Origin of the sequence: Streptomyces graminilatus (assembly GCF_001418565.1) — a bacterium.
In the GTDB taxonomy this organism is placed as follows: Bacteria; Actinomycetota; Actinomycetes; order Streptomycetales; family Streptomycetaceae; genus Streptomyces; species Streptomyces graminilatus.
Genome location: NZ_LIQQ01000376.1, coordinates 1 through 22009 on the forward strand (window position 1 = coordinate 1; position 22009 = coordinate 22009).

Here is a 22009-nt window from a genome sequence, read left to right on the forward strand (position 1 = left end):
GCCTGACTGAGCGTCCGCAGCCGAGGCACGGCGGGCCCGTCCACTCGCGGCCGGGGCGCGCCCCCCTCGCCCGTCGCCACCACGAACCCCCAGTCCCGCGGCGCCCGCACCCCCTCATTCGCGACCCCCGTATGCCCCGGACCGGCGGCGTCGGCGACCACGCGATAAGGCACCGTCCGCAACCCGGCGGCCCGCATGGTCGTCTCGACGGTCCAGAACACGCGCGGCCGGGCGGCGACCGGCCCGCCGTGCACGACCAGCCGGCCGCCGTCGGTCAGCACCTGCCGCGCCAGCCCGTAGAACTCCTGCGAGTACAGCTTCGTACTCGCCGTGCCGGCCGGATCCGGCAGATCCGAGATGACCACGTCGTACGCGGCCCGCGCCCCGCGCAGCAGCCGGAAGGCGTCCGCCGTAGTGACATGGACGCGCGGATCGTCGAACGCGTGTGCGTTCAGCGCGGCGAGGGCCGGATCCCGGCGCGCCAGCCGCACCACAGCGGCGTCGAGTTCGACGACGTCCACCCGACGTACGCCCGGATACCGCAGCACCTCCCGCGCGGCGAGCCCGTCGCCGCCGCCGAGGACGAGCACGCGCGCGTGCGGGCCGTCCATCGCGGGGTGGACGAGCGCCTCGTGGTAGCGCAGCTCGTCCGCCCCGCCGACCCGCAGCCGGCCGTCCAGGAACAGGTTCAGCGGCCGGCCGCGTGTGCCACCGGTGAGAACGACCTCCTGTACGCCGGTCCGCAGCGCCACACGTACGTCGTCGCCGTACATGGCGTGCCGGGCGGCGCGTTCGAAATCGTCGACGAGTAAGGCGGCGGCGGCCAGGACCCCGATCACGGTCACGTTGGCCACCACCAGGAGCCAGCGGGCGCGCGGGGTGAGGTCCCGCCGGAACAGGCCGAGGACGAGGGCGCCGCCGACCAGCGCGTTGACCGTGCCGGTGAGCAGGGTGCCGGTGAGCTGGCCGAGCCAGGGGAGGAGCAGGAACGGGAAGGCCAGGCCTCCGACCAGCGCGCCCACATAGTCCGCGGCGAACAGGTCGGCCACGGCACCGCCCGCGTCCTGGCGGCGGATGCGCTGGATCAGCTCCATGAGCAGCGGCACCTCGGCGCCGATGAGCAGTCCGATGGCGAGGGAGAAGGTCACCAGCAGCACGCGGGGGCCGTTCGCCCACAGGCCGCCCCAGTCGCCGGTCCACGCGAACACCGCGTACAGCGCCATCGCACTGCATCCGCCGACCAGCGCGAGCGCCGCCTCGACCGCGCCGAAGCCGGCGGCGGCACGGCAGCGCAGACGCTTCGCGGCGAGCGAGCCGATGCCCATGGCGAACACCATCACGGAGAGCACGACGGACGCCTGGGTGACCGAGTCGCCGATCAGGTAGGAGGCGAGCGCGACGAGCTCCAGTTCGTACACCAGTCCGCAGGCCGCACAGACGAAGGCGCCGGCGAGGACCAGGAACCGGCCGGCGCCGGGCCGGACGGGCAGCCGCGCGGGGCGGCCCCAGGACGGGGGAAGGCCCGGCGGGGCCGGCACGTGCGGTTCGATCACGCTGGGAACGCTACGTCACACACTCGGCACGCTTCGTCACCCACACGTGTGGTCTTTGTTTATGCGGAGGAACCTGGTGTGAAGGCCCGTTGCGCCACAAGCCACTACCGCTGCCACAGGCCATCACCGCTGGAGGGCAGCCGCCACTCGTACCCCCACCCGTGTCCTGGTCGCCACGAGTTGCCCGTCCTGCGGATAGGCGTGCCAGGTCCGCCAGTGGACCTGGCCCTCGTACCGCTGGGCGAGCATCGCGGTGAAGGCGTGCGGGCTGCCAGGGAAGACGCCGGCCAGGCCGTGGGGATGGTCGGCGACCAGGGCCAGCAGCTCCTGGGCGCGTCCCGCGAACGACCCCGGGGACAAGACCTCGACTCTCGCCGCGAACTCGTACTCCCAGTCGTCCACCCGTTTGGCCACGCCGAGCGGGAGAGGGGTGCTGGAACCCGGGATGCACGCGACCGTCTCCGAACAGATGCCCTGTCGCTCCTCCAGAAGCACCTGGTGGGAGGCGCCAAGGAGTCTCAACTGGAGTTTCACGTCCGCCAGTTCGAGGTCGAGGGTGGCGAGCGCGGGCAACGGCTCCCGGCCCAGGGCCCAGGCGAGGTCGGCCGCACGCGTGTCGGTGTAGGTGGTGTTCAGGGTCGTGAGCATGGATCGGCTCCGCTAGCACGCAAAAGGGAGGGGAGGTCTGGGTGAGCAAGGTGACGACGGGCAGGGTGACGACGTACAAGGTCATGATGTGCGGGGTGGGGGTCCGGTGCGCTCCGGTCGACACGGGTCGACACCGGAAGAGCAGCCCAGTCATCAGGAACGCCCAGAGGCAGGCAAGGGGCGCGCGAGGGGCTGTGTTGGTGATGTAGAGGGAATCATGAACGGTGGCGCCGACACAGCGTTTTTACCCAACTTCGTGGGGTTTCCATCCCTCAGAGGGCTTCTCAGCTCAACTGTTCAACCGAGGCGTACGCCCGAGCGTGCGAAGGACGCCCGTGAGCGGGCGTACGAGCGCCCGCCGGGACGACGTGTACGCATGACGTGCATGCACGACGTGTATGCACCACGTATACGCGTGTCGTCCAGGCGGGCGCTCATCCCGCGGTCCGGATACGGTTCCCCCTTCCGGAGCTCAGCTGCCCCGTGTCAGCTGCCTCCACCGCATCCGCCCCCGCCTCCCCCGCAGGACGATCCGCCGCCACAGGACGAGCCGCCTCCGCAGGAGGAACTCGACCCGCAGGAGGAACTCGACCCGCACGACGAGCTGCTCCCGGAGTCAGCGGCACCCGCCGCTCCTCCGGCCCACCAGCTGTCCCCGCTCGAGTTCCGGCTCCGGCTCCGGCTCCCGCCGCTCACCCGGCTCACCCGGCTCACCGACCGGGACCTCCGTGCCGACCGGACCGCCAAGGTCACGATGATGAACATGACCGCCAGGATGACAAGGACGAGCATGACTATGGTCATGGCGTCGCCCTCCTTTCTTTCCCCCGAGGCGGCCCCCCGTGGGCGCCTCACGCTCTTGCGTGACGGGGGGATGCCCGCTCGTCTCACCTGCCAAAGCAGAGTTGAGGAAGTCCAGAGCTTCGGCGCAGGATGACGACCATGACCAGCAGCGCACGCCCCTTCCTCAACCGCAGGCTCGCCGAGTTCGGGACGACGATCTTCGCCGAGATGTCGGCCCTCGCCCTCACCACCGGCTCGATCAACCTCGGCCAGGGTTTCCCGGACACCGACGGCCCCGAGGAGATCCGGGAGGCGGCCGTACGGGCGCTGCGCGACGGCCGCGGCAACCAGTACCCGCCGGGCCCGGGCGTCCCCGAGCTGCGGACGGCGATCGCCGCGCACCAGCAGCGCCGGTACGCACTCTCGTACGACCCCGACCGCGAGGTCCTGGTGACGGCGGGCGCGACGGAGGCCATCGCGGCGACCCTGCTGGCGTTGGTGGAGCCGGGTGACGAGGTGATCGCCCTGGAGCCCTACTACGACTCCTACGCGGCCTGCATCGCGATGGCGGGCGGCACACGCGTGCCGGTCACCCTGCGCCCGCACGAGGGCGCGTTCCGCCTGGACCTGGACGAACTCCGGGCGGCCGTAACCCCCCGCACCCGCCTGCTCCTCATCAACACCCCCCACAACCCCACCGGCACGGTCCTGACCCGCGACGAACTGACCGCGATCGCCCAGCTCGCCGTGGAACGCGACCTGCTGGTGGTGACCGACGAGGTGTACGAACACCTGGTCTTCGACGACGCCGGACATCTGCCGCTGGCCTCCTTCCCGGGGATGCGCGAACGGACGGTCTCTATCGGGAGCGCCGGGAAGACGTTTTCGTTCACCGGTTGGAAAGTGGGCTGGGTCACATCCACCCCGGACCTGGTGACGGCGGTCCGCTCGGCGAAGCAGTTCCTGACGTACGTGGCGTCGGGGCCGTTCCAGTACGCGGTGGCGGAAGCCCTGACCCTCCCGGACACGTACTTCGATTCATTCCGCGAGGACATGCGGACAAAGAGGGACCTGCTGTCGGCGGGCCTGCGGGAGGCCGGCTTCAAGGTCTTCGAGCCCTCGGGCACCTACTTCATCACCACCGACATCCGCCCCCTCGGCGCTGCGCTGTCCAAAGACGGCGACGGCTTCGCCTTCTGCCGCGCCCTGCCCGAACGCGCGGGCGTCGTGGCCATCCCGAACGCGGTCTTCTACGACCACCGCGAGGAGGGCGCCCCCTTCGTACGGTTCGCGTTCTGCAAGCAGACCGACGTCCTGACCGAGGCAGTGACCCGCCTCAAGCGCCTCACCACCTGAGACCACACCGAACCGAACCGAACCGCTGGAGCATCGAGGATGACCGGCACCAAGCCCCTCCAGGCCGCCACCGAAGGCACGTGGGCGTTACCCCTTCTGGCTCTCGCGCCATTGACCGCCATCAGACTCCTCGCGGCCCCATCCACACCATGGCTCACCATTTCCTGGGCGATATTCGCCCTGGCCGTCCTATTGGTGGCCATTGGCTGGACGACGGTGTTCCGTCGCGGGATGCGCGAGTTCGCAGCATGGGTCACGTGCGTTCTTGTGCACGCCGTTCTGGCCTGGCAGTTCATTTCCCTTGTCCAGGAATAGACCGTGACCGGCAGGAACCGCACCGCTCTGCCGCCAGCACCAGTGCGGCGACCGGGTCCCGGCCGCCTCAGGGACGGTGGCCAGGAGCCGGGTGGGACCGGAAACGGCGAGAGCCCGGCCGTGGCGGCCGGGCTCCTCCGTGTACAGGCGTACCGGACGTACAGGCGGGACTACGCCTACGCCTCGTCGTCCTCGGGCTTCTCCGCCTCGTCGGTCGCGGCGATCTCGTCCTCCAGGCCGAGCTGCTCGACGAGCCACTTGTCGAACTCGATCGCGGCCCGCACCCAGCTCACCGTCGACGACACGAAGTGCTCCAGGCTGACGCCCGTACCGATCAGCATCTGCGCCTCGCCGATCAGGCGAACCGTGCCGTCGTCGTGCGTGTGGCTGTACACCTTGGGCCACAGGGTCCGCCGGTTCCAGTCGTCGATCGACTCGAGAAGCGCGACCTTCTCCTCGATCTGGTGGGGCCGGTCGTAGAACGTCCGCACCGAGAAGACCTGCTGGTCGCCCTCGCCACGGAACATGAAGTACGTACGGAACTGCTCCCACGGCGCCGCGAGGTCACCCTCGTCGTCGACGACGTACTTCAGCTCCATCTGTTCCAGGAGCTGCTTCACAAGGTCCTGGTCCGGGACGACGGGGCCTGCCGGTCCTTGCTGCTGCGGCTCGGGCTGGCCCCCGAAGTTCGGAATCGAGGACGGGTCGATGGTCATTCGTGAACACTCCAACAGAGTCGTCTGGCTCGTCCGGCCATCGCTGAGACCAGACGTACGTACCCACCCTCTCCTGCTTCGCCCCCGACCGGCAACAGCCGCCAGCATGTGCCTGCCGGGAGCGTCCGAAAACAGCGTGGCGGGTGTTTCCCGCTAAAGCGTCTTGCCCGTCGCCGGCCCCTCCACAGGCCCCTCCACAGGCCCTTCCGCAGACCCTTCCGCCGGCCCCACGATCAGCCCCTCCCCGAACGCGTCCACCCGTACCGTGTCCCCGTCCTTCACCTCGCCCGCCAGGATTTCCTTCGCCAGGCGGTCGCCGATCGAGGTCTGGATGAGGCGGCGGAGGGGGCGGGCGCCGTAGGCCGGGTCGTTGCCCTCTGTGGCCAGCCAGGACAGGGCGGCCGGGGTTACGTCCAGGGTCAGGCGGCGGTCGGCCAGGCGCTTGGCCAGGCGGTCGATCTGGAGGGCCGCGATGCGCTCCAGTTCCTGCCCGTCCAGGGCGGAGAAGACCACCATGTCGTCCAGGCGGTTCAGGAACTCCGGCTTGAACGACGCGCGGACCACCTCCAGTACCTGCCGCTTCTTTTCCTCCGGTGGCGTCAGCGGGTCCACCAAGTACTGGCTGCCCAGGTTCGACGTCAGGATCAGGATCGCGTTGCGGAAGTCGACCGTGCGGCCCTGGCCGTCCGTGAGGCGGCCGTCGTCGAGGACCTGGAGGAGTACGTCGAACACCTCCGGGTGGGCCTTCTCCACCTCGTCCAGCAGCACCACGCTGTACGGGCGGCGGCGCACCGCCTCCGTCAGCTGGCCGCCCTCCTCGTAGCCGACGTAGCCGGGCGGGGCGCCGACCAGCCTCGCCACGCTGTGCTTCTCGCCGTACTCCGACATGTCGATGCGGACCATCGCCCGCTCGTCGTCGAAGAGGAAGTCGGCCAGTGCCTTCGCCAGTTCCGTCTTGCCCACGCCCGTCGGGCCCAGGAAGAGGAACGAGCCCGTCGGGCGGTCCGGGTCCGCGATGCCCGCCCTTGTCCGTCGTACCGCGTCCGAGACCGCCTGTACTGCCTCGCCCTGGCCGATCAGGCGGCGGCCCAACTCCTCCTCCATGCGCAGGAGTTTCTGGGTCTCGCCCTCCAGGAGACGGCCGGCCGGGATGCCGGTCCAGGCGCCGACCACGTCCGCGATGTCGTCGGGGCCGACCTCCTCCTTGACCATGGTGTTCCGGGACGCCTCCACCTCGGCCTTCGACGCTTCCGCCAAGTCCCTCTCCAGGGTGGGGATCTCGCCGTAGAGGAGTTTGGAAGCGGAGTCGAAGTCGCCGTCGCGCTGGGCCCGTTCGGCCTGGCCGCGCAGTTCGTCGAGCTTCTCCTTCAGCTCGCCGACCCTGTTGAGGGACTGCTTCTCCTTCTCCCAGCGGGCCGTCAGACCGCGCAATTCCTCCTCCTTGTCGGCGAGATCGCGGCGCAGCCGGTCGAGCCGCTCGCGCGAGGCGGGGTCGGTCTCCCTGTCCAGCGCGAGTTCCTCCATCTTCAACCGGTCCACGGCGCGCTGGAGTTCGTCGATTTCGAGGGGGGACGAATCGATCTCCATCCGGAGCCTCGACGCAGCCTCGTCCACCAGGTCGATCGCCTTGTCCGGGAGGAAGCGGGACGTGATGTAGCGGTCGGAGAGGGTTGCCGCCGCCACCAGGGCGCTGTCGGCGATGACCACCTTGTGGTGGGCCTCGTAGCGGCCCTTCAAGCCGCGCAGGATCGCGATCGTGTCCTCGACCGAGGGTTCCGCGACCAGGACCTGCTGGAAGCGGCGCTCAAGCGCCGGGTCCTTCTCGATGCGCTCGCGGTACTCGTCCAGCGTCGTCGCGCCGACCATGCGCAGCTCGCCGCGCGCCAGCATCGGCTTCAGCATGTTGCCCGCGTCCATCGCGGAGTCGCCGCCCGCGCCCGCGCCGACGACCGTGTGGAGTTCGTCGATGAACGTGATGATCTGGCCGTCGGAGTCCTTGATCTCCGCCAGGACCGTCTTCAGGCGCTCCTCGAACTCGCCCCGGTACTTCGCCCCCGCGACCATCGCGCCGAGGTCCAGGGAGACGAGGCGCTTGTTCTTCAGGGATTCCGGGACGTCGCCCTTCACGATGCGCTGGGCCAGGCCCTCGACCACGGCCGTCTTGCCCACGCCCGGTTCGCCGATCAGCACCGGGTTGTTCTTCGTACGACGCGACAGCACCTGGACGACCCGGCGGATCTCGTGGTCGCGGCCGATGACCGGGTCGAGCTTGCCCTCCCGGGCGGCGGCCGTGAAGTCCGTACCGAACTTCTCCAGGGCCTTGTACTGACCCTCGGGGTCGGCTGTGGTCACGCGACGCCCTCCCCTGCTCTTCTGGAACGCGTCCAGCAGCTTTTTCGCGCCGGCGCCCTGCTGGGAGAGTACGTCCCCGGCGGGGCCGCCCTTCGCGGCGATGCCGATGAGGAGATGCTCGGTGGAGAGGTACTCGTCGCCGAGCTCCTTCGCCCGTTCGGCCGCGTCCGCGATGACCGAAAGGAGTTCCCGGTTGGGCTGCGGGGGCGCGACGGTCGAACCGGTCACGCTCGGCAGCGACGCCAGTACGCGTTCGGCGCCCGCCCGTACGGCAGCCTGGTCGGCGTCGACCGCGACCAGCAGGTCGGTGATGTTCTCGTTGTCCTCACCGGCGAGGAGTGCCAGCAGCAGGTGCGCGGGGGTCAGGTCCGGGTGCCCCCCGGACACGGCCCTGCCGGTGGCCGCGTTGATCGCGTCCCGGCTCCTGTTGGTCAGCTCGGCGTCCACGGTCGCTGTCTCCCTTCCCTGTCCCGGTCGTGACTGACACAGTCAACGTACATAAAGTTGAGTCTATTCCACTCAAGGCGGGACGGGCACTGCCGGGCATGCGCCGGACATGTGCCGGGCAGACCGAAAACCGCCCATCCCTATGACGGATGGACGGTGTGAGTCGATGTGGGTTCGGGGCGGGGAACCGCTACTTTCAGCCAAGCGGGTGCGTGTCGCGCCCATCACCGGACGCGGGCAAGAGCTCTCACGGCCCGCCCAAGTCCTGATATTTCCCCGGAAACAGCAGCGGCGTCACCGTGTTCAGGTCACGGTGACGCCGCTGCTGGGGGGAAGCACCTGAGCGATCTACTGCGACGGGGGAATCGCGTCAGGCACTGCGGGGGGTGGCTGAGATGGTCTGCACGTCCTGGATGCCGGGGACATCCGGGATGTCGGGGTGGTCCAGCCGGTGGTCGCGCTGGTCCAGGTTCACAAAGATCATTCCGTACCGAATCGCACACCGTACTGGCTGCGGCGCCCCCCGAGGCCGCCGCAGACACCGGTATGCCCTCACGTCCTCCTCGTCGTCCCGCGTCACGACGACCGGCTCTCCGAACACGGTCACCATCAGCGAGTCACCGCTGTGGGGGATGGCGGTGACCAGGTCGATGAAGTGCCAGCCGGAGCGGTAGGCGGTGGCCATTTCGCGGCGGAAGGAACGATCATCGGGTGGAGTCGTCATGTCATTCCCAAACGCTGTCAAACGGACCGATGGGAGACTTCGCGACACTGCTACCGGCAACCACGGAATGCGTGCCCAGCGGCGGCCAGGTACTGTCCGCCTTACTGTCACCGTGCGTACCGGACAGGCCACTCACTGCCCCGAAGGTCGCAACGGCAGAGAAGGCGGCGACAAGCACCCAGCGAAGCATTCTCTTACGCATAATCGGCTTCGTCCTCACTTGAAGGTCCCTCTTTCCCCCGTCGAGTAAGACGATGGCTCATTCGGGCACGTCATGGCCACACAATCGATGCATCATGTTCCTGCACGTTCAGGACCCTGGGGGGTGGAGATTTGGCGATGAATCGGACTAAAGCGACACATCCCCATGCGGTGACCGAGTTGTGTGAGGACGGCAGCCGTCTTTATGCAGCCGCTCTGCGCACCGGGCGCATAGCCCGTTCGGACGTTTCGAGCACCCCGTGCCTGATGGAGTTCTCCCTCCTCCAGCCCGACCCCGACGATCCCACCTGGCTGCGACCCGTACCCCCGTCAGTGGCTCTTACCCAGCGGCTGGATCCCATAGAACGCGAGATCAGCGAGCGCAGACGGCACTCGATCGAGCTGGTCGACTCCTTCGAGCCGTTCATGGCCCTGACCGCCCAGCCGGCCGAGGGCACGCACGGGATCACCGTGCTGGAGGGCAACGACCGGATAAACGCCGCACTCAACCTCGCCACGGCCCAGTGCCAGAACGAGATGCTCACCGTCCAGCCCAGCCAGGGCGGCGCCCGCCCCGAGCGCAGCCTCCTCCAGGGGCTGGAACGCGACCGCCCGCTGATCGAACGTGGTGTGAAGCTGCGCACGCTGTACCAGCACACCGCCCGCTACAACCCCGAGCGCCTCGCATACGTGGATCAGTTCGCCGAGGGCAAGGTGGAGTACCGGACAATCGACGAGCTGGTCGAGCGCCTCATCGTCTGCGACGAAACGGTCGCCTTCATCCCCGTGCGCGACGACCGGCAGGTCGCCCTGGAACTGCGGCACACCGGCCTGGTCCGGTATCTCATCAAGGTCTTCGAATTCATGTGGAACCGCGCGGTCCCGCTGAGCGCGGGCGCCCCCTACGAAACCGCGCCCGACGGCCTCACCGACATCCAGCACTCCATAGCCAAGCTCCTCGTCGAGGGCCACGTCGACGAGGCCATCGCCCGCCGCCTCGGCATGAACGTACGCACCTGCCGCGCCCACATAGCCAAGCTGGCCACCGCCCTGGGCAGCGGCAGCCGCGCCCAGCTCGGCTTCCTGATCGCCCAGTCGGGGATCTTGGACCAGAATCGCTGAGAGCGACTGGAACAAGGAAGTCACCTATGACCGAGGAGCACCCACACGGGGCCGAGGAACTGTGCAACGAAGGCATGCGCCTGTACGTCAGCGCGTTGCGCGAGGGCCTCGTTCCAGCAGACAAGGCCGCGGCGGCCCCCTGCCTGATCGACTTCGGGCTGCTCCAGCCCGACCTCGAAGATCCGCGCCAGATGCGCCCGCTGGCCCCCGCACTGGCTCTTTCCCGGTTGCTGCGCGAGTGCGCGGAGGACACGGCCAGGAAACGGCGGCAAGAGGCACTGCTGGCCGAAGCGTTCGAGCCGCTCATGCGCGTCGACGTCCCGGACGCGGCGGCCGAAACACCCGTGATCAGCGTCCTCAGCGGCTTCGACCGGATCAACCTGGTCATCACCCGAACCATGGCCGACGCCACCGGTGAACTCCTGGCCATCCAGCCCCACACGGGCACCCCCACCACGACCCTGGCCAACCTGGACCGCGACCAGGCCCTCCTCGACCGGGGCGCCCGGCTCCGCACTCTTTACCAGCACACGGTCCGCCACTCCCCAGCCGTCCGTGCCCGCTACGAACAGCTGAAGGGCGATGCCGAGGCCCGCTCCCTGGACGAACTCACCGACCGGCTCCTCGTCATCGACCGGACCGTCGCGTTCATCCCCGCCAGCGAGGACCGTTCCCTCGCCCTTGAGGTCCGCCACCCAGCCCTCGTGCACTACTTCGTCACAGCCTTCGAGCGGCTGTGGAGCCTGGCCACCCCGATGTACCCCCGGGCGCTCCAGCCCCCGACCGTGAACGGCGTCACCCCCCGCCAACGAGCCATCGCCGCCCTGCTCGTCGAAGGGCACACCGACGCAACCGTCGCCGCCCGCCTCGGCATGAACATCCGTACCGCCCGTGTCCACATCGCCAAGCTCGCCGCCGTCCTCGGCAGCCAGAGCCGCGCCCAGCTCGGTTACCTCATCGGGCAGTCGGGGATCCTGGAGCCGGAACAGCCTCAGGGCGGTCAGCGAGCTCCGGAGCCGACATCGGCGCCGGAAGGCTGAGCGCACCGCCGCCCGGGCCTGCGATGCCCGGCGGCCCGTCCAGCCCTGCCTGCGCGATCCGCACCCCCAACTGGGTCCGGCTCGCCGCCCCCAGGGTCTCCGAGAGCCGTGCGATGTGCGCCCGGCACGTTCGTACGCTGATGCCCAGCCGTTCCGCGACCACCGCGTCCTGGTGGCCCTCCGCGAGCAGAGCGGCGATGGACCGCTCCCGGTGCGAGATGCCCTCGATGCCGGTGTCGGGGAGGTCGGCCGTCAGCGGGACCGCCAGCCGCCACAGGCGGTCGAAGACCGTGCCGAGATACGCGACCAGCGCCGGGTGGCGGATCTCCAGGGCGACCGTACGGTCCGCGTTCGCCGGGATGAAGGCCACCGTGCGGTCGAAGAGGATCAGCCGCTCGACCACCTCGTCGAGGGTGCGCGCCTCGGCGGCTCCGCCCACCAGTTCCAGGTAGTTGAGCAGTCCCTGGCCGTGCCGGGCCACATGGTTGTACAGGCCGCGCATCCGCACACCGCGTCCGCGCAGTTCGAGTGCCCGGTGCAGGCCCTCGGAGAGTTCGTACTCGCGGCGGATGCCGCCCGGCTGCACGGTGAGCACCTCGGTGGTGCACGCCTGGGTCGCCTCGTCCATCGCCGTCTGGATCCGGGTGAGCCCGTCCAGGACCCGCAGGGCAGCGCCCTCACCGGAACCGGAACCCGAGCCGCAACCGGAGCCGCCGCCAGAAGCCTCACCGGCACCGGATCCACAGCCGACGCGCCGGCTCTGCCCGCCGAGGGCGGTGTACCGCTCGAAGGCCTCCACCGCCGAGCCCACCCGGCCCTGGCTCGCGCTGACCTCGTCGTAGACACCGCGCAGCAGCCGGGTCATGACCTCCTGCGGGGAGGTCGGCACCAGCCAGGCCATGTCGTCGGGGTCGGGGTGCAGCAGGGCGAGTTCGAGCAGGCACGGCACCGCCCCCGCGTCCTCGCGCCGCACCCGGCCCCGCCGTACGGCCCGGGAGTACACGCGCTCCCCGGCCTCGCACAGTCGGTCAGCACCGTGTGGATGCTCGTCCGTCCTGTGCCCGGCCATCACACCGTCCCACCGCTGGTTCCAGCACTTCGCAGCGCCACTATGCGCGGCCCGGGACGTGGTCCGCAACACAGCCAGGTCCGTCACGCCTCCTAATTCCAGCATTATGTCTGCTTTCGCCACCCCTCCGCCCATGCCCCTGCAACAAGCTGACGGTGGTGGGGCGTTGCTCGCAGAGGCATTGTTGACAGTGCTTCCAAGAGGGCGAGACGGGGGCGCCGCAAGGCGTGAAACGGGGGAACGCCCGAAGCAGCCCCGGCCGGGTGGTCCCCATCCGGCCGGGGCCGAGCCGACAGCCCGCCCGCCAACACCTGGACGGGCGGAATCCCGCGGGACCGATCGCCCATTGGTGTGCGCATACGAATGACGAAGGTGCGCACCGGTGCGACCAGATGGGATGCCAGGCAACCGTCTGACAGCACAAGACCTGCGAACACACCAGCAGGGAACAAGGACACAGAGGGACTGAGCGTGCAGGAAAATACCGAACCGTATCAGGCTGCCAGAAATTTTCAATCGGCATCAGAGATTCCCGATTTCGATCTGTTGACGAGCCGGGAGAGACAGGTCCTCTCGCTTCTTGCTGGCGGTCCGTCGAATCGCGTAATCGCCAGAAAGCTTGGCATAGCCGAACGAACAGTAAAGGCTCACCTGACAAATCTGATGCGAAAACTCGGAGTGGAATCACGACTCGAAGCGGCCCTGATATCCAACCTGCATGGCAAAGCGCTCTAGACCTTGAAATACTGCCCTTAGGGGCAATGCCCGAAAGTCCAATGGGAAATCTCCTCGCTCTGCGGAAATGTAGTTCCTGTCAGCCGGGAAGGCCGGCTGCGGGCCGCGCTACGAGCAGCACGGCCGAACGGAATTACGGGGAGGAACCATGCGCAAGAAGACGCGCATCATCGCCACTTCAGTGGCAGCCGCAGTAGCCCTTGGTATCGCCGCACCCGCGGCGTCGGCCGTTACGGCCCATCCGACTGGCGCCCCCGTCGCGGCGGTGCACAGTGCCACGACGACGTCGGCCACGGTGGAGTTTTACCCCGAGGTCGAACTCAGCTCCGAGGCTGAGGCCAAGGCTGAAGGGCAGCGAGTCGCCCTGGGCAGGCTCGGGGCGCTGCAGAGGCTGCTGGAGAAGAGTAAGCCGCTCTTCAAGGCGGCAGTGAAGGCCGCGAAGCGGGGTGCAGTCGCCTTCAACAACTGGGTCAACAGCCTCTCGAACTTCAATCCGGTGAAGTGGGCGATCAAGGGATCTCCGGGCTTTGTCGTCCAGGAGCTCATAGAATGGCTGGCTAACCAGGTCATCTGATTCGAACAATCGGAGTTCCTCCCGAACGTTTTCGGGAGGAACTCCGTTCCACGAGGGAGACGAGTGAAGAAGTCGCGCGGCCAGATAGTGGCAGACAATATGTGGGGATCAGCGGCACTCTTCGTCTGTGCTGCGTTCGTTTCATTCAATCTGCTCCACACCGATAGCGCAAGAGCGGCTGGATGGATCTTCTATTTCTGCGGCTGGATCCCCCCGACCGCCATGACGATCCGGTGTCTGGCGAAACATCAAAAACCCGGCGTCGGCGGCGCATTTTCAATCGGATTGCTCATACTCTCCGGCTTCTTCTTCTGGTTGAACCATGGCTGATTGCGAGGAGACCCTTCCGCTCTTGGCTGCACATGGCCTCGCCAAGGAATTCTGTGGCCACCCCGTACTGTCAGACATCTCTCTAGACTTGCCTGCGTTTACGGTTACTGGTCTCCTTGGTGCGAATGGGGCGGGAAAAACCACGGCAATCCGAATGATGCTCGGTCTCCTACGCGGCCGTGGCGAGACACTTTTCATGGGTCGCTCTCTGGTGCAGTGGCGGTCCCCCGCAAGCATCGTTGGAGCAGTTCTCAGTGGTGTTTCCGGACATCCCAAACACTCGGTTCAGGCACACTTGAAAATGGTGGCTTCCGGAGCCGGGGTACCCGGCAGACGCGTGGCCGAAGTGCTGAATCAGGTCGGAATGCTGGAAGCCGCAGGGCTGCGCCTCGGGCGTTTGTCACTCGGCATGGCCCAACGCGTGGGAATCGCACAGGCACTACTTGGAGACCCACGCATCCTGATCCTGGACGAGCCCACCAACGGACTCGACCCTCACTCCATCCATTGGTTGCGAACGTTACTCAGAGGATTCGCCGACGAGGGACGGGCTGTTCTGGTGTCAAGCCATCAACTGGCCGAAATGGGACACCTGGCCGACAGACTTGTCGTACTCGGGAAAGGACGGATCGTTGCCGAAACATCCATAGCGGACCTTTCCGGAATCTCTCAAGGACGTATCGGGGTTCAGAGTCCCCTGCTCGACCGGTTGAAATCATTGGTCGAACAGCACGGCGGAGCACTCAGGGCGACCTCTGCGGGAGCCGCGGAAATCACCGGAATCTCCCGATCTCAGGTCGGAGATCTCGCGGCCGAGCACCACGTACCCCTGCACTGGCTCGACGAACGGCAGGTCTCCCTAGAGGAGTTCTACCTGTCCGTCGCTGATCAGGAGTTCCAGAGACGATGAGTACTGCACAGGTCGACGAGGTGCGTGCCGCCTCCCCTGAACGCGTGGTCCCGGGTACCCCCCTGGCCGGGACCACGCTGAATCGCGCTCTGAGCTTCGAATACATGAGGCTCAAGGGCCTGCGATCCACTTGGGTGGCGATTGCCACGATGGCCGCCCTGAGTCTGCTCAACGGCGTGCTGCTGCCGACCGAGGCAGTCGAACCGAAGGTGAGCGGGCAACCTTCCCTCGAAGTCACCCAGTTGGTCGACTCTCTCCAGTTCAATCCGATTGGCATGCAAATACCCCTCAGTGCATGGTTGTTGGTGTTTGTTCTCGGAAGCGGTCCGTTCGCGACGGAGTTCAGGCATCGCACTGCGCAAACAGCCTGGCTGACCATCGGTACGCGCGGCCTGTCGTACGCGGCCAAACTCCTTGTGGGCGCGGGCGGCTCCCTGGCGATCTGCGTCGTCGGCCTCGCACTGAGCGCGATCGGAGGTGCGACAGCCCTTGCCGTCACGGGACTTGCCCAGCCCCACTGGTCAGGGGCCTGCGGCCCGCTGTTGAGGTACCTGATTGTCATGACGTTTCTGCCTGTTCTGGCAGGCAGCCTGACCGCGCTCATTCGGAGCCGGCTCCTGTCGGTACTCACACTCGTCCTGTGGCCGCTCCTGTTGGAACGGGTCTTCGGGCTGGTCATCCAGCGGATCCCAGGAATGGCCGGGGTCCAGGACTGGCTTCCATTCGCGGCGGCCCGAGCGGCGATGAGCGGCGTGGCGAATCCCGACGAACTGACCCGGCTGCTTATCGGCAGTGATCTGGCTCCCCTTCCGGGCCTCGGGGTGTTCTGCTCGTTCTCAGCCCTCGTGGCTACCTGTGGATGGCTCGCCTATCGACGACAGGAGGCTTCATGAGCCTGAGTACACCCGTGCTTGTCCGACGGGTGGCCGCAGTCGACGCGCTGCGGGGATTCGCGCTGCTCGGCATTCTGCTGGTGAACAGCCTGCAGATCATGGACCCCTACGTGTCGGAGGGGGTTCGAGAGCCCAGTGCGGCGCTCTTGGACCGGGTCGCCGTGTGGCTGGTGATGGCATTGGCGGCTTCCAAGTTCTACCTCCTGTTCTCGTTCCTCTTCGGCTACAGCTTCACCCTGCAGATGAGCTCCGCCGACCGGAACGGGGCCAACATCACGCCTCGATTCCTTCGCCGGTCGCTGGGCCTGCTGATGTTGGGCCTGGCACATGCCGTGCTGCTCTACAACGGTGACATCCTCATGACGTACGGCGTTCTTGGACTGGCTCTCCTGGCTGTCCGGCGGATCACCCCGGCGACCGCCACCAAGGCCGCCTCCTGGATCTACGTGGTCTACGGCGTCCTACTCACCACACTCGGTGCCCTTCCTGCAGGGGAGAACAGCGAGATCGACGGCCACAAGAAGGAGATCGCCGTGGCTGTGGGCGCGTACCGCGGCACCGCAGCCACGGTCCTTCAGGCAAACGTGGACCGGCTGCCCGATGCTTTCCTCGGCTTTTTCCTCATGGCCCCCGGGGTACTCGCCGCGTTCCTCCTGGGGCTGGCCGCAGGCAAGGTCGGCATCCTCACCCTGAACGCCCCGAGCCGCCCCCAGTTGGTCAGGATCACGGCCGCAGGACTCGCGTTGGGAGTCCCCGGGGCCGTTTTCTCCGCCTCCACTTCGCAGGGACCACTGGATGAACGATGGCAGTACCTGGGGCTTGGCGTGGGCATCCTGACGGCTCCCGCTCTGTCAGCCGCGTACGCCTGCGGAATCCTGCTTCTGCTGCGCTCCTCATGGGGTGAGCGCACCGAGCAACTACTCAACCCGGCAGGCCGCCTGGCGCTGACGAACTATCTGACACAGTCCGTTGTCATGACCGTTGTGGCCACGTCGTACGGACTCTCCCTGTACGGACGTACCGGCGCGGCCACGGTGGTGGGGCTGGCATGCCTCGTGTACGTCCTCCAACTCGCCGTCAGCGCAGCATGGTTCCGGCGATTCCGCCAGGGCCCCGCCGAGTGGCTGCTCCGTACGCTCACCCGGGCACAGCTCGCGGGTGGCCGTCCCCGATCATGACAAGCGTCCCGCCGGGCGACCGCCCGGCAGAAACACCTACCGACGGGTACCCGGAGAACGGCTGCGCGGTCGCCCTGCGGGGAAAGCGCGTACCCCAACTTGCGCGTGAGCTGCCGGAAACCACTCGGAGATCGTCCCGTTACGTCCCGCCCCTACCTTCAGGCCATGGCGGACATATTTGACGCGTACGCGTTGGCCGATGCGTGGGACGAGATGTTTGTGCGGCCGGGTGAGGTCAGGACCGCCTATGAGCCGGTACTGGCGGCGCTCCAGCCCATCGAACCCACCGAACTGCGGTTCAGGGCCGACCAGATGGCCCGAGCCTTCACCGACCGGGGGGTGACCTACGCCTTCGCGGGCGAGGAACGGCCCTGGCCGCTGGACCTCGTGCCGAGGATCCTGGACGCGCTGGAGTGGGATCTCATCCAGCGCGGGGTGGCCCAGCGGGTGCGGGCCCTGGAGGCGTATCTCGCGGACGCCTACGGGCACTGCCGGGCCTTCGAGGACGGTGTCGTGCCCTGGCGGCTGCTGCTCAGTTCGGCGCACTTCCATCGCGCCGCGCACGGCATCGAGCCACCGGGCGGGGTACGCATCCATGTCGCCGGCATCGATCTCGTCCGGGACGAGGCCGGGGACTTCCGGGTGCTGGAGGACAACGTCCGGGTGCCGTCCGGGGTCTCGTACGTCATCGAGAACCGGCGGGCGATGACCCGCGTCTTCCCGTCCCTCTTCGCCGAGCAGCACGTCGTCCCCGTCGACGGCTACGCGCAGCGCCTGCTGGCCGCGCTGCGCGCCGCCGCGCCGGAGGGGGTCGCCGATCCCCGTGTGGTCGTCCTGACCCCTGGGCCGAGCAACGCCGCCTACTTCGAACACGCGCTGCTGGCCCGGCTGATGGGCGTGCAGCTGGTCGAGGGGCACGACCTGGTGTGCCGCAAGAACCGGGTGTGGATGCGGACCACGCGCGGTGAGGTGCCCGTCCATGTCGTATACCGAAGGCTGGACGACGACTTCCTCGACCCGCTCCATTTCCGGCCCGACTCGGTGATCGGCTGCCCCGGCATCCTGAGCGCCGCCCAGGCGGGCACCGTCACCCTCGCGAACGCGGTCGGCAACGGCATCGCCGACGACAAGCTGCTCTACACGTACGTACCCGATCTGATCCGGTACTACCTCTCCGAGGAACCGATTCTTCCGAACGTGGAGTCGTTCCGTCCCGACGAGCCGGGCCAGTTGGAGGCCGTGCTCGACCAGATCGACCAGCTCGTCATCAAGCCCGTCGACGGCGCCGGCGGCCAGGGCATCGTCATCGGCCCCAAGGCCGACCGGGAGACCCTGGAGCAGTGCCGGGCGGCCGTGGCCGCCGATCCCCGGGGCTGGATCGCGCAGCGCCCCGTCGCGCTCTCCACCTCCCCGACCCTGGCCGGTGAGCGGATGGCGCCGCGCCACATCGACCTGCGCCCGTTCGCCGTGAACGACGGCAGCGAGGTCTGGGTCCTGCCGGGCGGGCTGACCCGGGTCGCCCTCCAGGAGGGCAACCTGATCGTCAACTCCAGCCAGGGCGGCGGCTCCAAGGACACCTGGGTGCTCTCCGAGGGGCCCGCCGAGACCCCGTACCCCGTACAGCCCACGGGTGCGCCGCCCGAGGTCGCCCCGCGCCAACACGGACCCGACGGCAACCACACCCTCGTACAGGAAGGAGCACAGCAGTGAACGACGTGATCCTCTCCCGGATAGCCGAGGCCCTGACGTGGACGGGCCGTTACGTGGAGCGGGCCGACGCGACGGGCCGCATCCTGGACGCCTATCTGCACCGGCTGCTGGAGGACCCCTGGCGCGACGAGGACGCGGCCTGCCGCTCCCTGTACGCGATCCTGGGTGTCGACGCGGGCGGCCAACCCGTGGACATGCAGCAGGTGTTGGACCAGCTCGCCTTCGACGCACGCTCGACCTGCTCGATCGAAGGCGCCCTGGGGGCCGCCCGGTTGAACGCCCGCAGTGCCCGTGAGGCCGTCTCCTCGGAGATGTGGGAGTGCCTCAACTCGACCTGGCACGCCCTCGCCGACCAGCGCCTCGCGGCCCGGCGCACCGGCCCCTACGCCTACTTGGAGCTGGTCCGGCGCAGATCCGCGCTCTTCTTCGGTCTCGCGGACTCCACGATGAGCCGGGACGACAGCTGGCGGTTCGTGGTGCTGGGGCGCAGCCTGGAACGGGTCGACATGACCGTACGGCTTTTGTCGGTACGGGTGTTGGACGCCGCCCACGCGCCCGACTGGCCGACCCTGCTCAGCGCGTCCGGCGCCGACGAGGCGTACGCGCGGGTGTACGGAGGCTTCGGTGACACCCCGAGAGTCGCCGAATTCCTGCTCCTGGACCGGGACTTCCCGCGCTCGGCGCTGCACGCCCTCACCACCGCCGAGGAGTGCCTCTCGGCGCTCGGCCGCCCGCGCCAGGATCCGGCCCGGCGCCCGATCGGGCGGCTGCGCACCAGACTCGAATATCTGGACTCGCAGGCATTGGAAGACCAACTCCCCTCACTTCTAAGGGACTTGCAGACCGCGTGCATGGCCTCCGCCGAGGCGGTCGCGGAGCGGTTCTTCCCGTACCAGGGACCCGTGGAGTGGGCTCAGGAAGGAACGCGTGCGGTATGAGCAGCAACGGGACGGGATACAGGACGAGCAGCGGTACGGGTGACGTGATGAGTGGCATGCCGGCCAACGCGCCGATGACCCGGCGGCTCCGCATCCGGCACATCACCCGGGTCGCGTACGCGCAGGCGGCGGTCTCCTCGCACAACGAGGTCCGGATGACCCCGCTCACGCTTCCCGGCCAGACCACGCTGGACGCCCGGGTCACCGTGAACCCGACGACGCCGACCTGGTCGTACTGGGACTACTGGGGCACGCAGGTCACCGGTTTCGACCTGATGGACCCGCATGCCGACCTCACGATCACCGCCCAGAGCCTGGTGGAGACGGCACCGCCGGGCCCCCTGGAGCCCGCGCCGAGCTGGGCCGAGGTCGCCGAGCGGACGGCGGGCTCCCGGCTGCTGGAGTTCGCGACGGCGACGGTACGGACGACGGTGCCGCCCGAGCTGGTGGCGCGGGCGCGCGAGGTCGCCGGGGGTCTCGACCCGCACGAGACGGCCGTCGCGGTGTCGTCGCTGGTCGCGGACCGGGTGTCGTACCTGCCGGGTACGACGGGGGTGAACACGTCGGCGGCGGAGGCGTGGGAGCAGGGCGCGGGCGTCTGCCAGGACATCGCCCATGTGACGATCGCGCTGCTGCGGGGCCTCGGCCTGCCCACCCGCTATGTCTCCGGCTACCTCCACCCCGAGCGGGAGGCGGAACTGCACCGCCCGGTGCCCGGCCAGTCCCACGCCTGGATCGAGTACTGGGCGGGCGACTGGCGCGGCTACGACCCGACGAACCGGACGCGCGCCGACGAGTCCCATGTGGTGGTCGGGCGGGGGCGCGACTACGACGACGTGACCCCGCACAAGGGCGTGTACCGGGGGGTGGCGGGCGGGCCGCCGGAGGTGACGGTGGAGTTCACGCGGGTGGCCTGAAAACGACCGTACGGCGGCCTCCCGTACGGCGTCCTCCCGCTCGTCGACTCCGTACGGCGGCTCCCGTACGGCGGTCACCCGCTCGTCGACTCCGTACGGCGGCTCCCGTACTGCGACTCCGTACGGCGGCTCCCTCCGTCGGCTCCCGTACGACATGCGTGTACCCCGGGGCGGGTCGGTGCCCCGGGGTACACGCATGTCCGGCGGAGGGGTGTGGGCGCGGCCCCGGCCCGCTCGCGGCGGCTTGGGCGGGCTACTTGAGGCCGAGGGCCGCGCATTCGCTCGCCAGCTTCGGGACGCAGATCTCGGACGCCTTGTAGATGCCGTCCTGGACGACCGTGCTCTTGATGTTGTCCTTCGTCAGGGCGACGACGCTCACCAACTGGGAGGGGACGTCCTTGGTCGTGGGGCTGGAGACCTTGTCCCGGGTGAGGGCGTCGAACAGGATGTCGCGGCCCTGGATATGGGCGATGGCCATCTCGGCCGCCGTCTGGGCCTCCTCCGGGTACGGCTTGTAGATGCTCATGTACTGCTCGCCGGAGATGATCCGCTGCACGGCGGCCAGTTCGGCGTCCTGCCCGGTGACCGGCGGCAGCTTGGTGACGCCCGCGGCCTGGAGGGCCTTGATGATGCCGCCCGCCATGCCGTCGTTGGCGGAGTAGACGGCGGCGATGTTGTCCTTGCCGATGGCGGCTATCGCCTTCGTCATGTTCGCCTCGGCGTTCTCCGGCTTCCAGTCCTTGGTGTCGAAGGACTGCGCGACCGTCACCTTGCCCTTGAGCTCGGCGAGGGCGCCCGCCTTGAACTGGGCGGCGTTCGGGTCGGTCACCGACCCGTTCATCATGACGATCTTCGCCGACTCGTTGGCGGCGGAGCCGAGGGCCTCCAGGAGGGAACGTCCCTGCACCTCGCCGACGAGTTCGTTGTCGAAGGAGATGTACGCGTCGATGGGCCCTTCGGCCAGCCTGTCGTACGCGATGACCGGAATCCCGGCGTCCTTGGCCTTCTTGACCTCGCCCGCGATGGCGTGCGCGTCCACGGCGTCCAGGAGCAGGACGTCGACCTTTTCGTCGATCATCTTCTGCAACTGCTTGGCCTGCTTGTCGGCGTCCGCCCCGGCATTGGCGTACTCGACCCTGCCCTGCCCGCTGGTGAGCGACGCGACCTTGGCCTTGATGATCGGGTAGTCGAACTTCTCGTAACGGGTGTTCGCCGTCTCCGGAAGCAGCAGCCCCACCGTGACGTCGTTGCCCTTCACCGGGGTCGCCTGCGTGGCTCCCCCGCCGGCGTCGAGCGCGCCGCAGCCCGCGGCGAGGGAGACCGTGACCGCCGAGGCGGCCACAGCGGTGGCGGAACGGCGCAAACGAGCCACACGACTCATGTGAATCGGACGGGCCGGACGAGTCAGACGAAACATTCGGATGCTCACTTCGGGTGCTTTCCGGACGCGGACGCAGCAGTGCGGCCCATGTGTCCGAAAAGACAACGCGTGCGAGCC

The 22009-nt window shown here is 68.3% G+C and carries 20 protein-coding genes; 13 read left to right on the plus strand and 7 right to left on the minus strand.

Annotated elements, in window-relative coordinates:
• Positions 1 to 1553 (minus strand): polyamine aminopropyltransferase (locus AOK08_RS29420; RefSeq protein WP_055531673.1); only part of this gene is annotated, 1553 nt, incomplete at its 3' end.
• 123 nt (positions 1554 to 1676) lie between these two features.
• Entirely contained in the window at positions 1677 to 2201 is a 525-nt protein-coding gene (locus tag AOK08_RS29425) for a DUF2617 family protein (RefSeq protein ID WP_055531675.1), read from the minus strand.
• Between the two features lie 933 nt (positions 2202 to 3134).
• Between AOK08_RS29425 and AOK08_RS29435 the strand changes: the two genes are divergently transcribed.
• Both AOK08_RS29435 and AOK08_RS29440 read left to right on the plus strand, forming a co-directional pair.
• Positions 3135 to 4340: a pyridoxal phosphate-dependent aminotransferase gene (locus AOK08_RS29435; RefSeq protein WP_055531678.1), complete on the plus strand. Its 1206-nt coding sequence runs from the start codon at positions 3135 to 3137 to the stop codon at positions 4338 to 4340.
• A gap of 39 nt (positions 4341 to 4379) precedes the next feature.
• A complete protein-coding gene (locus tag AOK08_RS29440; RefSeq protein WP_055531681.1) occupies positions 4380 to 4655 on the plus strand; it encodes a hypothetical protein in 276 nt (91 codons plus the stop codon).
• A gap of 176 nt (positions 4656 to 4831) precedes the next feature.
• On the opposite strand, the gene AOK08_RS29445 is transcribed toward AOK08_RS29440, so the two are convergent.
• The 3 genes from AOK08_RS29445 to AOK08_RS29455 form a co-directional block, all read right to left on the minus strand.
• Entirely contained in the window at positions 4832 to 5371 is a 540-nt protein-coding gene (locus tag AOK08_RS29445) for a YbjN domain-containing protein (protein WP_055531683.1), read from the minus strand.
• 153 nt (positions 5372 to 5524) lie between these two features.
• Positions 5525 to 8170, minus strand: a complete 2646-nt coding sequence (clpB, locus tag AOK08_RS29450) for an ATP-dependent chaperone ClpB (protein WP_055531685.1) — start codon at positions 8168 to 8170, stop codon at positions 5525 to 5527.
• Positions 8171 to 8540: 370 nt separating this feature from the next.
• Positions 8541 to 8894, minus strand: coding sequence for a Rieske (2Fe-2S) protein (locus tag AOK08_RS29455; protein ID WP_044472530.1), 354 nt, complete (start codon positions 8892 to 8894; stop codon positions 8541 to 8543).
• Positions 8895 to 9233: 339 nt separating this feature from the next.
• On the opposite strand from AOK08_RS29455, the gene AOK08_RS29460 reads away from it, so the two are divergent.
• On the plus strand, positions 9234 to 10217 hold the full coding sequence (locus AOK08_RS29460) for a helix-turn-helix domain-containing protein (protein WP_079054340.1): 984 nt from the start codon (positions 9234 to 9236) through the stop codon (positions 10215 to 10217).
• Between the two features lie 26 nt (positions 10218 to 10243).
• The gene (locus AOK08_RS29465; protein ID WP_055531689.1) at positions 10244 to 11257 is read left to right on the plus strand and encodes a helix-turn-helix transcriptional regulator; all 1014 of its coding nucleotides are present in this window, start codon (positions 10244 to 10246) and stop codon (positions 11255 to 11257) included.
• On the opposite strand, the gene AOK08_RS29470 is transcribed toward AOK08_RS29465, so the two are convergent.
• Positions 11172 to 12326, minus strand: a complete 1155-nt coding sequence (locus tag AOK08_RS29470) for a helix-turn-helix transcriptional regulator (protein WP_055531698.1) — start codon at positions 12324 to 12326, stop codon at positions 11172 to 11174. The two genes, AOK08_RS29465 and AOK08_RS29470, sit on opposite strands and share 86 nt — an antisense overlap.
• Positions 12327 to 12689: 363 nt before the next feature.
• Here AOK08_RS29470 and AOK08_RS48740 point away from each other — a divergent pair, with 363 nt between their 5' ends.
• The 9 genes from AOK08_RS48740 (at position 12690) to AOK08_RS29500 (ending at position 20511) form a co-directional block, all read left to right on the plus strand.
• The gene (locus tag AOK08_RS48740; RefSeq protein WP_079054341.1) at positions 12690 to 13061 is read left to right on the plus strand and encodes a LuxR C-terminal-related transcriptional regulator; all 372 of its coding nucleotides are present in this window, start codon (positions 12690 to 12692) and stop codon (positions 13059 to 13061) included.
• A gap of 148 nt (positions 13062 to 13209) precedes the next feature.
• Complete coding sequence (locus AOK08_RS29475; RefSeq protein ID WP_055531700.1) at positions 13210 to 13635, plus strand: hypothetical protein; 426 nt, start codon at positions 13210 to 13212, stop codon at positions 13633 to 13635.
• Between the two features lie 63 nt (positions 13636 to 13698).
• The gene (locus AOK08_RS46045) at positions 13699 to 13965 is read left to right on the plus strand and encodes a hypothetical protein (protein WP_157876855.1); all 267 of its coding nucleotides are present in this window, start codon (positions 13699 to 13701) and stop codon (positions 13963 to 13965) included.
• Positions 13958 to 14875, plus strand: a complete 918-nt coding sequence (locus AOK08_RS43775; RefSeq protein WP_079054342.1) for an ABC transporter ATP-binding protein — start codon at positions 13958 to 13960, stop codon at positions 14873 to 14875. Before AOK08_RS46045 ends, AOK08_RS43775 begins: the two co-directional genes overlap by 8 nt.
• Entirely contained in the window at positions 14872 to 15768 is an 897-nt protein-coding gene (locus AOK08_RS29480) for an ABC transporter permease (RefSeq protein ID WP_055531702.1), read from the plus strand. Before AOK08_RS43775 ends, AOK08_RS29480 begins: the two co-directional genes overlap by 4 nt.
• On the plus strand, positions 15765 to 16946 hold the full coding sequence (locus AOK08_RS29485) for a DUF418 domain-containing protein (RefSeq protein ID WP_055531704.1): 1182 nt from the start codon (positions 15765 to 15767) through the stop codon (positions 16944 to 16946). Before AOK08_RS29480 ends, AOK08_RS29485 begins: the two co-directional genes overlap by 4 nt.
• A 165-nt stretch (positions 16947 to 17111) precedes the next feature.
• Complete coding sequence (locus AOK08_RS29490; RefSeq protein WP_055531706.1) at positions 17112 to 18656, plus strand: circularly permuted type 2 ATP-grasp protein; 1545 nt, start codon at positions 17112 to 17114, stop codon at positions 18654 to 18656.
• Positions 18653 to 19594 carry an alpha-E domain-containing protein gene (locus AOK08_RS29495; RefSeq protein ID WP_055531708.1) on the plus strand — a complete coding sequence of 314 codons (942 nt, stop codon included), beginning with the start codon at positions 18653 to 18655 and terminating at the stop codon, positions 19592 to 19594. The genes AOK08_RS29490 and AOK08_RS29495 overlap by 4 nt, the downstream gene beginning before the upstream one ends.
• A 74-nt stretch (positions 19595 to 19668) precedes the next feature.
• Positions 19669 to 20511, plus strand: a complete 843-nt coding sequence (locus AOK08_RS29500) for a transglutaminase family protein (RefSeq protein WP_055531723.1) — start codon at positions 19669 to 19671, stop codon at positions 20509 to 20511.
• 253 nt (positions 20512 to 20764) lie between these two features.
• On the opposite strand, the gene AOK08_RS29505 is transcribed toward AOK08_RS29500, so the two are convergent.
• Positions 20765 to 21892, minus strand: a complete 1128-nt coding sequence (locus AOK08_RS29505) for a sugar ABC transporter substrate-binding protein (protein WP_055531710.1) — start codon at positions 21890 to 21892, stop codon at positions 20765 to 20767.
• Positions 21893 to 22009: the final 117 nt, after the last annotated feature.